This is a genomic window from Candidatus Phycorickettsia trachydisci (assembly GCF_003015145.1).
GTDB classification, from domain to species: Bacteria; Pseudomonadota; Alphaproteobacteria; order Rickettsiales; family Rickettsiaceae; genus Phycorickettsia; species Phycorickettsia trachydisci.
Window position 1 is genome coordinate 1 of record NZ_CP027845.1, and the last position, 15,816, is coordinate 15,816.

The window sequence follows — 15,816 nt, forward strand, 5'->3', positions numbered from 1 at the left end:
AAAAAGTATAAAAAAGGAACGTTTGTTATACATAAAATTGATAAAGAGAATATTTTTACATCTTCGGGAAATATTATTAGGTTTTAGTTGTTATTTTATATGTTGGTTAAAGAACCTAAGTAATGCACAATGTATTTAGAAAGATTTTAATATGTTTTACATATGCAACCAACTTTTGAAACTGAAACAACATCTCAAGAAAACAACAGTGGTCAAATGGACGTGCCATATAATATGGATATACATGCTTCTGCAAAAGCAGGAGATATTGAAACACTGAAACTTATAGTAAACCAGGGAATTAATATAGATCTGCAGGACAAAGATGGTAATACCCCTCTTTGTATAGCTTCACAAAATGGTCATAAAGGGGTAGTAGAGTATCTTTTAAGTAAAGATGCAAAGACAGATCTTGTGACCATAGATGGCGATACTGCTTTACATCTGGCTGCAGAAAAGGGCCACCACGAAGTAGTGAAGTATCTTTTGGACAATCGAGCAGATATTGAAGCTGCACAAGAAGGCGTAACGCCTTTACATCGAGCTGCAGCAGGTGGTCATTATGAAGTAGTAAAATATTTCTTGAAGAAAGGAGCAAATATTGAAGCTAAAACTGGTAATGAGACAACTCCTTTACTTTGGGCTGCTGAAAATGGTCATTCTGAAGTAGTAAGGCTTCTGCTAGATAACGGAGCAGAAATTGAGGTTAAAAATTGTGAAGGATATACTCCTTTACTTTGGGCTATGGAAAGAGATGACTCTGAAACCTTAAAGCTTCTATTGGAAAAGGGAGCAAATGTAGATGCTACAAACGAGAGCGGTAATACTCTGTTGTTTTTAGCCATAGAAGAACAAGGCAGTGCTAGGTTGGTAAAGTTGCTACTAGATAACGGAGCAAACATGGATGTTACGGATAAGGATGGCAATACCCCTTTACACTTAGCTGTAGTAGGTGCTGATCATGAAATAGTTGAGCTACTTTTGGATAAAGGGGCAGACACTGAAGCTTTAGATTGTGAGGGTCGTACTCCCTTAGTTCGTGCTCTAGATTGGAATCCGTGCTTAGGGGTAATAAAGCTTCTATTGGATAACGGAGCAAGTATTGATAATGATAGCGCAACTCTCCTGTATTTGGCTACATTGAGCGACAACTATGAAGTAGCAGAGCTTTTGCTGGATCGTGGTGCTGATATTAACGCTATGGAAGACGGTGAATCTGCATTACATATGGCTGTTAAAAGTGGTTATCATAAAGCAGCAAGGTTTTTATTGGACAAGGGGGCAAATGTTGATGCTATAGATAGCTGTGATAAAACACCTTTGCTTTGGGCTGTAGACAGGAATGATGCAGAAATGGTGAAGCTTCTATTGCATGCGGGGGCAAATACCGAAGTTACGCTTCGTGATAGCGATACTCTTTTACATTGGGCTATAAAAAAAGACGATACGGAAGTGGTAAAAATCCTTCTGGATAAAGGAGTAAACCTTGATGCTAGAGATAATTATGGTAAAACTCCAATGCATATGGCTGCTCAAATGGGAGGGATAGAGATAATGGAGCTATTGCTAGAAAAGGGGGCGAGGGGTGATGCGAGAGATAATCGAGGTGAGATGCCAATTCATTATGCTGCTGGGATGGGGTATGAAAAAGTAGTAAGAATACTTTTGGATAATGGAGTAAAAGTTGATGATACCGCATCAAATAGCAAAGCAGCTTTGTATATCGCTGCCCGAAATGGACATCTTGAAGTGGTAGAGCTTCTTTTAAATCGAGGAGCAGCAATTGATGCATCCACGATGAGTGGTAAGACTGCTTTGCACGTTGCTGTACAAAATGGTCACTTTGGAGTGATAGAATTTCTTTTAAATCAAGGAGCAAAAATTGATGCTTCAACAGAAGATGGCTTTACTTCTTTGCATATTGCAGCACAAAAAGGGTACTTTTTGCAAGAAGTAAATTGAGAGAGAGTATAGATTTGGTTTTGTAAAAATTCTTAAGATAATCCAGGGCAATTGCCCTGGTATTTTGATTTGTGCCGACTTAAATTGATAGTGTACTAAGCGGCGTCTATTGTATCAATTGCAGTATCTCCTGATAGTTCAACTTTATAGTATAACTGATCTGGTAATTCATTATTCTCAGCTATTTCTGTAGTAGATAAGTCGATTTCTTGTTCTACTAGCTGAGTTATATCTAATACTTTTTGATCATGATGATTTTGGCTATAATCTTGCAGGTTTTTTAAAAGATTCGCCTTTGCAATAGCTTTGTGTTCTTCATAACCATCTGCAGCAAATAGTGCTTTGATATTATTTTCGTCTGTGAAAAATTGGCGCACAGAGTAACTTTCCATATCTATTTTAATCTCCTTGGCACTACCTAGCATCAACAATAGAGCTTGGCTTTTAGTTGATTCATATTGAAAGTCATACCACATAGTTTGAGATATCTCTTTCGGTGTAACCTGAGCGCCATGGTCTATTAGTAGTTTTAAAAATTTTAGCCTAATATCATCGGGAATAATTATTTCTTTACCATATTCATAGCAACGTATAAAGATTTTATCTAAAGCAGAGCTATCATACTTATCTTTTATATTAACGTCTGCACCTTTTTCTAGTAAAAACTCTATAATTGCTATATCATGAGCAGGCAGAGCTGCTTGGAGAGCTGTATGACCATATGCATTCTGTGCATTAATATCAGCACCTCTATCAATAAGTAGCTTAACTATCTCACCAGATTCATCATTCCAAACTGCTAATTGTAGCATGGTATCGCCATCTTCATCTTGAGCATTAGGGGAGACGCCATTATCTAAAAGCCATTGAACAGCTTCTATATTATCGTTGTAGATAGCTATAGCTAAAAAGTCGTTAGGGTCCTTAATGTCGGTAATTGTAAAATGCTGCAATAATTTTGTATCCAAGAATCCTCCTATTACAAAATGCAATAAGCTAAAGTTTTGATTTTGATCATAAGGGTTTATATCTTGCCCGGCTGCTTTTAGTTGTAATATTTCTTTTTCAACAGCTTCAGAGTGTTCTTGTTTTTTAGATTTCAGTTCATCAATAATTTGTTCCCACTTTATTTTTAATTCCGACTCTAATTCTGGGTGATTATCTGCCTCCTCTCCATATTTACGCATTTCTAATACGTAATTAAATAGTTTGTTTATAGTGCTTGTCATATACATACTTGATAGTTTAATTATTGTGTAACAATAACATAGCCAAAATACTATTTCAAGAAAAAAGATAAATTTTTAGTTGCTTATAGGTTAATATCTTAAACTTAAAAAAATTTTCTTATTAAATTATATAAATTCAATTCTATTACCCATTAACTAAACAACTGCTTACTCTATAAAATGGAAAACGCTCAACAAGATTATAATTCTGCTCTTAGAAATTATGATGACGCTCAGACAGGACACAATGATGCAATGAACTATCTTAGCGCCGCTAAAAATCATAGGAATAGTATTAATAGAGACAACTACACTTCAGTAGAATAGAGAGAGGTTAAAAATTTTATAGTGAAAATGTTGAGTTGGAAAGGTTCTAGTGATTGGGAACCTTATACGGTTGTGAATTTCAATGAACAAAAATTTAACAATGATGTTGCAAAAGCAGAACGATCTATAAATTTCGCTAGAGGACAATTAGAAAAGGCTACGCAAGATCTTACTAATGCTAAGAATCATTTAGTTAATAAGACAGACCATTTAGCCAAAGAATTATATTCTAATCATCTGTACTCAGATTTAGATCAAAAACATATTGAAGTTTATGTACTAAGTCATAATGAAAATCATAAGGCAGCTTCGATAAATGCAAGCGGTAGGGATTTCGTGAAAAATAAACAATTTGATCAAGTATGGTTAGAGATAGACTTAATACAAAAATTCCATGGTAGAATTGTTAATATAGATAAAAAAGCGGCTGATATTTGGGGATTATATGTTGTGCTTATAATACAACTGCTATTGACGGTTTAGTAGCCTCATCTGCTTTAGTTTATAATCTACAATTTGTAGCACGCGATATTAAAGATTTTGAACAAGTCCAGGGTTTAAAAATTATTAATCCATGGCAAAAAGAAAGTACTATAATTCTAAATTGAGTGACTACATGTAGACACTATATTTATGCAAAATAATATTTTTATAGGTGATGTATGATGGTACGTATAATTATTATAGGGTTTCTACTTTTTGGTAGGCTCTATAATGCTTTTGCGGTAAGTAAATCAGAATTGATAGCAGATATTCAGTATCTTTTATCAGCCGAACCTACTATTGATTACAATGATCCAAAGCTAAACAAAATACTGAATAAATATAATTACAAACTGTTTAGGACCTATAAAGCTTTTATTGAATTTGATAAGAGCAAAAAGACCAAAGCTGATCTATTAAAGGCAAAGGCCGCATTGAGGATTTTATCCAAAGATCCTAAATGGCGTTGGAAGGATTACTGGGAGCACAATGAACTAGATGCAGAAAACATAATATATAGGTTTTTCGATTTACTATCAAGCTTTTACATAGCAAACGATATGCTAGTTGTGCTTCCAGAAGAAAAGGCAAATTGGGATGCAAATTATCAATATAAATACTTTAAAATACCTTTATGGTTTGTATTAAAGTATCCAGATAACTTAAGAAGTACTGATGGACCTGGTAAATTGATCGTTAATGCTAAAAAATCTGTAAGACATATTGAAGAGTTTAATAAGTTTTTCGCCATAATTGGTGATGTGCATGGTGGATTCTGGTCCAACGATTTTGGCGAAGAACGTTTTGATTCTTACCAAATGACTAAACACTTTATTGATGTTATAAGCTTTAGTCCCGGTGTGTATATTAAATTTGATTTAACAGGTCCTTGCGCAAACCAATCCATTGAGGAGAGATTTTCTGTTTTTGTTAAATGGGCTCATAGAAATGAAAAACATATGTTAATATATGGTAAAATTTTACTTTATTTTGACAAAGCTTCTAGTGCCCTTGCAGATTATTACAAAAATAATTATAACTTGAGACAATATGCATCCCAAGCAAGCAGTATCCTTTCACATTATATTTGTGATAATACTAATTACTTGGATAATATCAAGAATTAGTTACCTACTTTATACAAAAATTAGGTAATTGGGGTAAATCCACATATTTCCTGACCATTGTTTTTTCATCTGATAACTTCAGGTTTACAAAATCTGGAATATTAAAATCTTGAATGCAACGGCAGTTATAATCTTTGCCTGGATGTCCTATATCAGGTGGACTATCTACATCAAATATTTTGCCATCACAAAATTGATGATTAACCCTAACCTTATCATCTTGCTGGCTGCGCCAAATATAATACCTTCGATTTGATCTAGAAGGAGTGTTTGGCTGGCTACGAGGAACTACTGTTTTTCCTAGCTTAATATCCATTGATGCACCTTTAGGGATCAAATCGTCAAGTGGTTTAGAATATATAGGACACTTATTTGATTCAAGCATTCTAGCTTCTTTATCTCTCCTGTACTGTATACCTGGATGTCTGTTTTTATTTGACTTATATTTTACTTCATTACAAGTTTCTTTTAAATATTTAGGATCATTAGTTTCAATGTACTTCTTTATATTTTCGTGAAACTTAGTACCTTTTCTTACCAAAGAAGGACTATTAAAGTAAAGTGATTCTATAGCCATTTTTTCATTTGGCTTCAAAAGTTTCCAATCTTTTCCAAATAAAAGCTCTAATTCATCTCTGCGTTTCTTAATTTGATAGTCAAGCAACTCCTTCGCTTGTTCTTTTGTTATTTTTAACCCTTTTTTAACCTTATCAAATGACACCTTATCTCCGAATACTTCTAGCCATTCCTTTCTTGCACCAGCTGCATCCATATTAAAGCCAAAACCTATTGTTTTATTGGGTGGTGTTGCTGTATCATCATAGACTTTAAGTTTTATCTTAGGTTTTGTAGGAACTTGGTCTTCATCATCCCACTTTACTTCATTAAACATTATGAAGGTTGTGACGTGTTGATGATAAATATCTTGATGTTCCGGAATATTTAAATCCAGGTTATGCACCCTATCACGAGCGCTATCTACCCAATCTTCCACCCACAAATCCATTTTTCCTCTTTTTCTATGTATAAGATTAACCCATTCTTCCATTGAAATTGCTTTGAGATTAAGCATATCATCTATCAATAAAGTTTAATTATTGGCTTTATTTATAATCCTTAATTTCAATGCACTAAGAGCATAGTAAAACTTTAAAAATTAGGTATAGTTGGTATTTTTTGAATTAAACCATCACAAAAAAATAGTTTTATAAGTTTTAGTTGAGGGTAGCGGATCTGTTTTAGAAATCAAGTTGCTGCAAATATGGACAGACTATTGATTTAGAGGTAGGAATACTGTGAAGGTGGTTCAGCTGTGACCATCGCTATCAGCCACAATGCTTCCTTTATGTGCCTCTATGATCTTTTGACATACAGCAAGTCCAATACCTCTATCACCAGATGGGGTCTTTGTTTTAGAGCTAACTATAAATTCTCCAAAGCCCAACATATTGGGTCCAAAGCTGAAAATTTCACGGTAGAAGGGTATGATAGTTGATGCCGCCATTCTTCTTATGTGCAAATGGAATAATTCTATATCTATATTATTTTAGTAATGCCCTATAAAATATATTTTTTATATCGTATCGAGCTAATTACTCATAGGACTTATTTAAGAGGTAAAACTTAGGAATATTAACTTGAAAGTAACAATTACCAACTAATTTTGAAAGTGGGATCTCACTTTATTTCAAAGGAAGATATTGCAATTAAATTAATATAAGGATTTAATTAAGAGGATAGGAAATTTATGATAATAGGATCTATATGGCTAAAAATATTCAAGCAGAAAAGAAAATAACTGATCTACTAAAGGAAGAAATAGGGTGCGCGCTGGCTGGGGCTGATCTGGCTCCTTATAAACTTGATGAATTTGTTCAATTCCTTAGCTCTTTAGGTGGTGCTCAAGGAACTGTGGAGGAGTTTATAAATAAGTTTAATGATAATGAGTTTGTACCAAATATTGATACTAAAAGGTTTGCTGAATTGTCGAACAAGTTGGGTGTCTCTTATCGCATAGACTGGGCGGCTGAAGTTGCAGGAGTTTTAAGTAAAGTCAAAAATGAGCTACAGACTTTGGAAAGTGGTGGATTTGATTTTATTCAACAAGATAATAGTCAAGTTACTTTTGTAGGGTATAGCGTGAAGGTATCGGGAGTTGCTAGGTTTATAAGTACTGCTCGGATAGGTATTGAGCATATCAGAATTTTTGCTTTAGGTGAGGTTGTGGTGGATGGTAGTTTAGATTTGTCGGGAGGGTGCGTGAGTATTATTGCTCCTGCGTGGAATATAGTTGCTCCAAGTATGATTAATTTGAAGGGTAAGTCTGGAGATGAGTATGGATTGCGCTCTGTTAGTGGGAAGGATTTGTGTGAAGATGGGATAGATGGTGCTTCTGGGAGTCAAGGAGGTAATGGAGGGCATTTTTGGGGTATAGGAGAGGATTTTTTTAATTTAGAGAATTTGAGCATTAATGTTGACGGAGGTCCTGGGGGTACTGGGCAGAATGGAGGGAATGGTTTACCGGGGCAGGATTTCACGTACAATTTGAGTACAGGTGATGAGGCAAAGCCTTTGATGGAATGGTTGAAGTACACAGATAGTGTAAGACAAGTGATATACAGCAATCAGTTTAGGGAATTTATAGGAAGGCATCCTTATGGGATGGGGCTTTTAGATAAGATTAGGGTTAAGTGGCATGAGACTGTTGATTGTATCGTTAAGGGCAATCGGCATTTATTTAGGGAGCAAGGAGATTACCTATTAAATCTTAAGGAGTTTACGGAGATTACAATAAAGCAATTTCATGAAGAGAACAAACATTCTGTAGAACATAGGAAGCTTTTTAAGAAGGGGAGTAGTTTACTGGTTAAAAAATTCTCATTTGAGCGTGCAGAGCAGAGGTTGTATGGTTTGAGCAGGAAGATATTTAGTGAAGAAAGTGGTTCTAAAAAGCTTGGGTATGGAGTTGGTGGTAATGGAGGTTCTGGGGGTTTTGGAGGCCCAGGAGGTGCTCCAGGGACGCACGATATTATATCGCTTGGAGGGCTGATCGAAAAGAGATACGTACCTCAGGCAGGCGAAAGTGGAGTAAGTGGTGAAGATGGTAGTGTTGGTGGAGGGGGGCAAGTTGTTTTGAAATTGACTGATATTGGTAGCAAGTCGGGTTTTTGTTGCGTAGGTGGGTCGACTGTTCATACTACACTTAACCTTAAGGCACCTCCGGGGAATGTGCATGCTAATAAGGGACTTATAGAATTTAGAGATAATGCTACTAAGAGGCCTAATTTACATTTAAGCATCGTAGATTATCAACTATTAATGGGCAAGAAGTCTGGGATGATGGGTAATTTATCAAAATCTTTCAGCAGCAAATTGAAAGAGATAGAAGCAGAGAGAAGCTCCTTTGATTTTGCTAATGAGTTGCTACAACTTGAGGAGTATATAGCAAGACCTGGGGTTAAGTTTGACTTTCTTGATTCTTATTGTTTGCTTGCAAAAAGGATTGGTCATCGGGCAAACATGACTTACGATGAGCAGGAAGTCAAGGTACTAAAGTATCTTTATACATCGGCTTTGACTCGTATATCACAGCTTAAGGCGGCAGCTTCTGGCAGACTTGTGATTGATATAGATAGGTTTTTGTCAATCATAAAAAATAACATAGAAGAGTTAGGAGCAAGTTATGATGCTGAAGCTATTGCAGCTCATAAGACAAAGTATGCTAAAGAGATAGAAGGTAAGATAGATGAGGCCAAGAAGTTTGCGTGCAGACTGGTGGAAGATATTGAAAATGCTGGTAATATGCTCGATGATCAATTTAAAAAGCACTTAGAAGAGATTGATAGTGATATTAGGCAAGCAGCTCGTAGTGCAATCGATTTAGAAGCCAGCAAGGTCAAGGTGCAAAATGCGATAACCAAAACGTTAATATTTAATACTTTAGGTATATTAGTATCATCTGCAGGGATGGCATTTGGACCTCCAGGAGCCATAGTAGCAAAAATTGTGCAAGTAGGTATCGGGATGCTGGATAATCCTAATTTTGGGGAGCATGATTTGGTGATTGAAAATTTAGAAAAACTCAGCAGCACATGGGATACAATTGATTCAGATCAGATAACGGTCTTAACAAATAGCACCAAACCTGCGATGTATGCACTTGGCATGCTATCAAAAACTCTTGCAACTGAAAAGGCCAAGCTTTCAGCGATAACAACAGCAATTAAGCAAGCAGAGAGTTTAGTAACCCAGCTTCAGGGTCACAAAAAACAAATGAGCAGCTCTTTTGGTGAGCGTCTAGATCAAATTACTTTACAGGTAAAAGATATACACAAAAGTCTTGAAGATAAGTCAGTAGTTGCAATCGAGTTCAACAAGGCAGAAATAGCAAACTTTTTCAATAGCATCAAAGCAGAGCTTAGCAAGATCACGGGCGATTCTGCAGACGGATTCTGCAATGCAATTAACAAGATGATCCAAGCTCTTGAGACGTCAATGATAATCCATGAGCACATCCAAGAATATAAAGACCAAATCACCTTTGCAAACTACATTGCCCAGATCAATTCACTAGGCTTTAAGGAATCTATCGCAACAGGTGAACTCGGAGAAGTAATACAAAAATTAGAAAAAGTAACGCAGCGCAACATAGCCCTAGAGCAGTATTACATGGCTATATCAGTGATCAAACAATGGTCATTCCCTTTTGCCCAGAATTTCTTAGACAGCTTTGATAAACTGCCAAACTTCTTAAGCTTGCCTGATGAAAAGTTTATCCCTAAACTCAAAGACCAAATGGAGAAAATAATCAGGGAAGTAGTCAAAGAAAAGACCTATGTCAGCGATGTTGATCACTTAATCAAAGAGGATGAGTTTACCGATGAACCATTCTTTGTCTGGTCGTATCGTAACTACGCAAGTCAAATCACAGACCTGCTAAATGGCAAACAGGTCTTTCTAAACGCAGATATCAAAACCAGCCCAAAATATAAAGGAGCGATCAAATTTACGGAAATTAAACTACAACTCAAAGGCAGTGATGATACAAAAATCAAGTCAGCACTTCAGCCTTGCGAGATCGAGCTGCAACACAGCGGTAACTCATACTATAGGTTTGCAAATAAATTTTACTCCGTCCAGCACGATGCCATTAAAATGTCATTCAGTCTAGACTTAAAAAGCACTAACCAAACGTTCAAAAAAATACATAAAGCAAGTCAAGAAAACCCTATGCTAAGCCCATATACATGGTGGGTAGTGACGCTTAAATCAAAAGAAACAAACAAAGATACAGAGCTGAAATCTACATCATTTAGCGCTCAAGAAGAAGAAAACTCTCCCCTATTCAATAGGCTAAAAGAAACCCTCCCAACCCTCCAAATTCAGCTTGTCGGAAAGGGGCGTTTTATCGATGAAAGTCAAATAACCCAAAACTTCCAAGTCGATACCTTCTACGAACAAGTCATCACGCCCATACCCCAATTTAGGCTCCAGCTCAAACCTAAACCCAACGCCTTTAACCAAGCAACAAACCTAAATTATACCTACCAAATCGAAGACATCGCTCTCATACAAAGTAAACTAATGAAACCCCATGTAAAGGACATCACAATCCTTCCACCATCCCCATCAATCCAAACAATCCAAAAAGCAATCGCCGTGGACAAACCAGTACTCTTTACTTACTCCCAAGACAACATCAACTGGTCTGCAATCGCTATAATCCTAGGCTCACAAACAACAGCTCTATGTAGCAAAAAGCTGGGCGACCTCTCAGAGGTACTCACAACACTAGGCATAAATAACATCTTTTATGCACCAATACCCCTACTCAAAGCATCTGACAACGCTCCCTTAGCACTTAGCCATATGAACATCATGGCCGAATATATCAAGCAAAATCCAACAGAATTAATCAACACATTCAGCAGCCTGCTCGTCATAAACAACCTCGCACAACTACGAAGTGAATTCGCAAAATTGTATGCAGATGCCGTATACGCCAAGATTGAAGCCAAAAAATCTGTCGAATTACCAGAGTTCTTGGCCGCCTTAAACATCCCAAATAACGATGAACAAACACGCGAACTCGCCAAAACGATATACAACGAGAAAGACCATACTATGACAAACCTAATCACCGCAGCCCAAAACTGCGATATAAATGCCATCGAAGCCCTAGCCAAAGAAGAGATCGATATAGATAAACCTGATAACAACGGCCGTACTCTCTTGCACTGGGCCGCCCTTCATAACGACTCCGACGCCATCCAAGCCCTACTCGCCCAAGACGCCAACATCGAAGCCAAGGATAACCAAGGCTGGACACCCCTATACCTTGCTACGTACTACAACGAATGTAAAGCAATCCAAACTTTACTTGACAACGGAGCCGACATCGAAATAGCCATAAACCTTAGAACCCCTCTACTTCTTGCTGTGAGCAGAAACAATAAAGAAGCTGCTGAAGTACTCTTATCGAACGGCGCCAACATCGCCGCTACCCTCAAAGTCAACGAAACCTCTTTACATATTGCTGCCTTAAACAACAATACAGATATCCTCAAGATTTTGATAAAATACAAAGCTTTCATTGAGGCTAAAACCGAAGGTGATTGGACAGCCCTTTTGGTTGCAATTGAAAAAGGAAACTTAGAGGCAACCCAATTATTAATATCTAACGGAGCCAACATCCACACATTCAACAAGGCTAAATACCAACCTATCCACTTCGCTGCTTCTAGAGGTTACCCAGAGATCATTGACTTATTACTTAATCAAGGAGCCAAGATTGAATGTAAGGAAGAAAATAACTATTTCACACCTTTACACTGGGCTGCTAACAAAGGTCATGCTAAAATCATATCTACATTAGTCAAACGAGGTGCTAACATTGAATCAGTTGACAACAAAGCCAAAACACCCCTCCATTGGGCTGCCGGTACAGATCAACTCGAAGCATTACAAACTCTCCTAGACCTCGGAGCTAATATCCATAGCACTAGTACAAACCAAAGCTTAGCGGGTCGTACATCTCTACATTTTTCTGCTGAATCCGGAGCATACGAAACTTCTAAAGAGCTTTTATTAAGAGGAGCAAATGCGAATGCCTTAGCCAAAGGATCTTGGACTCCTTTGCACTTTTGTTCAAGAGCTGGTCATCTCAACATAGTTCAACTCCTCATCGAAAACCATGCTGAGGTCAGTCCCGCTAATGTTAATCAAGATACGCCGTTACATTTATCTGCAGAGAAAAATCATTATAAAATCGTATTGTTACTACTAACTCATAGAGCAAATATGGAAGCAAAAGACATAAACGATTACACTCCTTTACTAACAGCAGCCGAAAATAACAGCTACGAATCAGTGATACTACTCATCCACCATGGAGCTAACCTTGCAGCCCGTGACTGCGACGGCTTTGACGCCCCTTACCTAGCTAAACAGAAAGGCCATACCGAAATCATCCATCTCCTTTCTATCGCCCATACTCCTCCCTTTGAGTCAGAATACCAATCCCTCATACACAGCATCGAGGATGACGTTCCTTTTGTCCATAGCTCATCTAAGCTAATAGGAGAAGTTGATGATTTTTAGTCTTTATGGATCAAAGAGGTATAATAAAAGAGAGTGTAGAACCTTTTTTAGGATTATTTTCAGCATATATTTTACCTTTATGAAGCTTAATAATATGCTCGCATATTGCAAGACCAAGACCTTTACCACCGGACATATTTTTAGTACGTGAGCTTTGAATAAATGGTCCAAAGTCCCTAAATCCTAATATAAAGCCTTAAAGAGTTAGGACCAAACCTTTCCAAATGAATTGTTATAGTTTTGGAAGTACAATACATAATGGCATTGATAATCAGATTATCAACCATTTGCTCATAATAAAACCTATCACCTAGTATTTTAACGTTTTCTGAGATATTTAGAATAAAATTCTTCTCATTACCATCCTCTTCATAAAGCTTACGGCAAATTCTCAAACGATCCTGAATAAGGTAAGTAAAATCTATCTCTTCCTTCCTTAAATTGATATCATCCCGAGCAAGCGCATCAATACTCGCAAGATTAGCCTCAAAATTTTCAAGCCTCATAACACTCCTTAAAATCAGCCTAGCAGTCTCTTTTTGTTCTTCATGACTTAAATTTTCATAAAAATCAAAAAACATATGGGCTATAGACATATTATCCCCATCTTTTTCATAATATTTGTCTAAATTCTGAACCTTAGAATTTGAAGACATAGCTTGTATCATACATGCTTCATAAGAAAGGATCTTACTTTTGAGATGTTTAATCCTTGCCATGGCTAATGTCTGACCTTCTTGTCTGGGCTTCAAGAATATAAGAAGCAAGCTACTCATCAATAGCAATATATAAACAATTTGTAGCTTTATAGATCCTTGATTAACAGCAATTAGTTCAGCAAAATGGTGATTACTAAAACGCCATGCAACGAAAATACCTGCTAGTATCATAGTTAAAGCCCATTGCCATCTGACCAAAAGAGCTATTACTATCAAATTAACCATTAAGATCATAACCTGAGGAGAGGCAAAATTACCGGCTATGGCAAACATAAATCCGACAAAGACCAAGCTATAAAATACAGTGATATTCCAAATTAACCTCACTATCGTTTCTTTACTCTTTAGGTAATCAGGCCACAAAGGATAAATAAACAAAGAGGTTGCCATAAATAGGACTAGCGGTGTTGCAACTTCGAAGAACTTACCAAATGTATGATCGTAATGAACAGTAATTAGGTTTAGATAAAAAGACAAGAAACAGAAAAATCCTGTGTATACATACATAAACTCACTATTAGGGCTATTTTTTTCTAGAGGTTTGACGAAGTCGAAGTTTATTATGGAATGAAAGAATTGACCAAGCTTGAAACTTCTTTGCTGCTTGATAGCAATGAGAGCTTCTTTGTCTTTTATACCAACCCATCCTCCTGGTTGGTCTGTGAGGTAGTGTGTGCCAAAGAGGAAAATTATGCTTGCTATTATTCCTGGTATAAAGCTATCTATTGTTGAGTCTGAAAAAAGTACTTTCCAAAGAAATATAGTTATCAATGATCCTGTCATTGCAAATAATACAGATTTTTCGGAGCTTCTAAAACCGAAAATAGCAAAAATAAAGGGTATGCTTACCACGGGTAAGTATAGACCAGCAAAAGAAATTATTAGAGGCGATACACTTTCAGCTTTCAAGGCAAAAAATACCGCAAGAAGACCCGATAATAATGCCGCGATTCTTCCGACAAAAAGCTCGTTTTTAGCCCATATAAACCCTAAAGGTTTATAAAAATCATGAGCAAAAATTATTGATATAGAGTTAATTAAAGAATCAGATGTGGACATTATCATAGCCATTATGCCAATAGAAATTATACCCTTAAAACCTATTACATAAGAATAATGATCAATTATATAACTTACCAAATCATCAGGTTTTAAATTTGGATTATCGCTCAATATAAATATGCCAAGAGCAACTACAATAAATTAAAATAAGAAACAAACAAAGCCTGCTATCATAAAAGATCTCATTACTTGGCCTACACTTCGTCCCATAGAAATTCTTTGAAAAATATCTGGACCTAAATCAGGCACCATAAAAAAGACGCACATTACAAGCATTTCATATAACTTGGGATTTGTTAAATCAAAAACAGCCTTATAATCAAAGAGAGCGCTTGTTGTTAGGGTGTGCAAGACCATGGCACTGCTTTTCTCACCTAAAGCTTGCCAAGCAATAATGGTTATAACAGGAACTAAGCAACCGAAGGTGAAGAATTGAATGATGTCAGTAAAAGTTACGGCTCTAATGCCACCTAATGTTGAATAAATTATCACTATCAGAGCACTCAGAATCGTAGCGTATTCGCCAGAAGTACCGAAGATTAGCTCTAGAATCTTGGATGAAACTTTAAAATTTACACTTAAATAGCAAATTAACCTCATAAAGCCGAATATTACGGTTATGAGCCTAACTCTTGGTCCAAACATTTCTCCCATGCTTTCGGCTATAGAAAGTTTGCCCAAAAATTCTCCCATACGAGGAGCCAAGATATATCCAACAATAAGCAATGATATTGATTCGGCGGAAGCTGGTATTAAAAAATAAATACCTTGTCTGTAAGTTTCGATTAACGTGTAGGAAAAAATTCCTGCACCTATATATGTAGCAATTAATGTTGCTGTTAATGTTGGAGTCGAAAAATCTCTATTACCAATAGCGTATTCTGAGATGTTGTGAACTTTTGTGCTGCTTATGATTCCTAAAATTAAGCTTAAAGCTAAAAAGGATGAAAAAAGTAATAAATCAATGCTCATATTTTAAGTATTTAGGTAAATAATCTTAATTTTACCGTAATCTTGAGCTAAGTCCAAGATAAACGTTTGAGAGCCATAAGTGTTACTATCCTAATATCCTGATAATTAAGGAAGGATATAATAGTTCTTAAGTCAAAAGGTTGAACTGATGACACCCCTACTAACAGCAGCCGCAAATAACGGCTACGAATCAGTAATACTCCTCATACACCACGGAGCCAATATCAATGCCAAGGACTGTGACGGCTTTGACGCCTCTTACCTAGCCAAACAGAAAGGCCATACCTAAATCATCCATCTCCTTTCTGTCGCCCATACCCCAAACTTCGAGCCCGA

Annotated in this window: 10 protein-coding genes and 1 pseudogene; 6 read left to right on the forward strand and 5 right to left on the reverse strand. The window is 36.6% G+C overall.

Going from position 1 to position 15,816, the window contains the following annotated elements; translation table 11 throughout:
* Positions 1 to 162: 162 nt before the first annotated feature.
* Entirely contained in the window at positions 163 to 1,962 is a 1,800-nt protein-coding gene (locus phytr_RS00005) for an ankyrin repeat domain-containing protein (protein WP_106873845.1), read from the forward strand.
* Between the two features lie 95 nt (positions 1,963 to 2,057).
* Here phytr_RS00005 and phytr_RS00010 read toward each other — a convergent pair whose 3' ends face one another.
* Complete coding sequence (locus tag phytr_RS00010) at positions 2,058 to 3,191, reverse strand: ankyrin repeat domain-containing protein (RefSeq protein ID WP_158706802.1); 1,134 nt, start codon at positions 3,189 to 3,191, stop codon at positions 2,058 to 2,060.
* A gap of 180 nt (positions 3,192 to 3,371) precedes the next feature.
* On the opposite strand from phytr_RS00010, the gene phytr_RS06360 reads away from it, so the two are divergent.
* From phytr_RS06360 to phytr_RS00020, 3 genes are all read left to right on the forward strand, one after another.
* On the forward strand, positions 3,372 to 3,518 hold the full coding sequence (locus phytr_RS06360) for a hypothetical protein (protein WP_158706803.1): 147 nt from the start codon (positions 3,372 to 3,374) through the stop codon (positions 3,516 to 3,518).
* A gap of 27 nt (positions 3,519 to 3,545) precedes the next feature.
* Complete coding sequence (locus phytr_RS00015) at positions 3,546 to 4,001, forward strand: hypothetical protein (protein WP_106873847.1); 456 nt, start codon at positions 3,546 to 3,548, stop codon at positions 3,999 to 4,001.
* A gap of 179 nt (positions 4,002 to 4,180) precedes the next feature.
* Entirely contained in the window at positions 4,181 to 5,128 is a 948-nt protein-coding gene (locus tag phytr_RS00020) for a hypothetical protein (protein WP_158706804.1), read from the forward strand.
* Positions 5,129 to 5,132: 4 nt separating this feature from the next.
* Here the strand turns inward: phytr_RS00020 and phytr_RS00025 are convergent, their stop codons facing one another.
* Together phytr_RS00025 and phytr_RS00030 are read right to left on the reverse strand one after the other, a co-directional pair.
* A complete protein-coding gene (locus phytr_RS00025) occupies positions 5,133 to 6,176 on the reverse strand; it encodes a phage minor head protein (protein ID WP_158706805.1) in 1,044 nt (347 codons plus the stop codon).
* A 258-nt stretch (positions 6,177 to 6,434) separates the two neighbouring features.
* Entirely contained in the window at positions 6,435 to 6,632 is a 198-nt protein-coding gene (locus tag phytr_RS00030; RefSeq protein WP_106873850.1) for a hypothetical protein, read from the reverse strand.
* A gap of 260 nt (positions 6,633 to 6,892) precedes the next feature.
* Between phytr_RS00030 and phytr_RS00035 the strand changes: the two genes are divergently transcribed.
* A complete protein-coding gene (locus phytr_RS00035; protein WP_106873851.1) occupies positions 6,893 to 12,727 on the forward strand; it encodes an ankyrin repeat domain-containing protein in 5,835 nt (1,944 codons plus the stop codon).
* A gap of 10 nt (positions 12,728 to 12,737) precedes the next feature.
* Here the strand turns inward: phytr_RS00035 and phytr_RS00040 are convergent, their stop codons facing one another.
* Complete coding sequence (locus phytr_RS00040; RefSeq protein ID WP_320410445.1) at positions 12,738 to 12,917, reverse strand: ATP-binding protein; 180 nt, start codon at positions 12,915 to 12,917, stop codon at positions 12,738 to 12,740.
* Positions 12,904 to 15,480 (reverse strand): annotated as a pseudogene (locus phytr_RS00045) (sensor histidine kinase). The gene phytr_RS00040 and the pseudogene phytr_RS00045 overlap by 14 nt, the downstream one beginning before the upstream one ends.
* A gap of 148 nt (positions 15,481 to 15,628) precedes the next feature.
* Here phytr_RS00045 and phytr_RS06505 point away from each other — a divergent pair.
* The gene (locus tag phytr_RS06505) at positions 15,629 to 15,769 is read left to right on the forward strand and encodes an ankyrin repeat domain-containing protein (RefSeq protein ID WP_106873855.1); all 141 of its coding nucleotides are present in this window, start codon (positions 15,629 to 15,631) and stop codon (positions 15,767 to 15,769) included.
* The last annotated feature ends 47 nt before the right edge of the window (positions 15,770 to 15,816 follow it).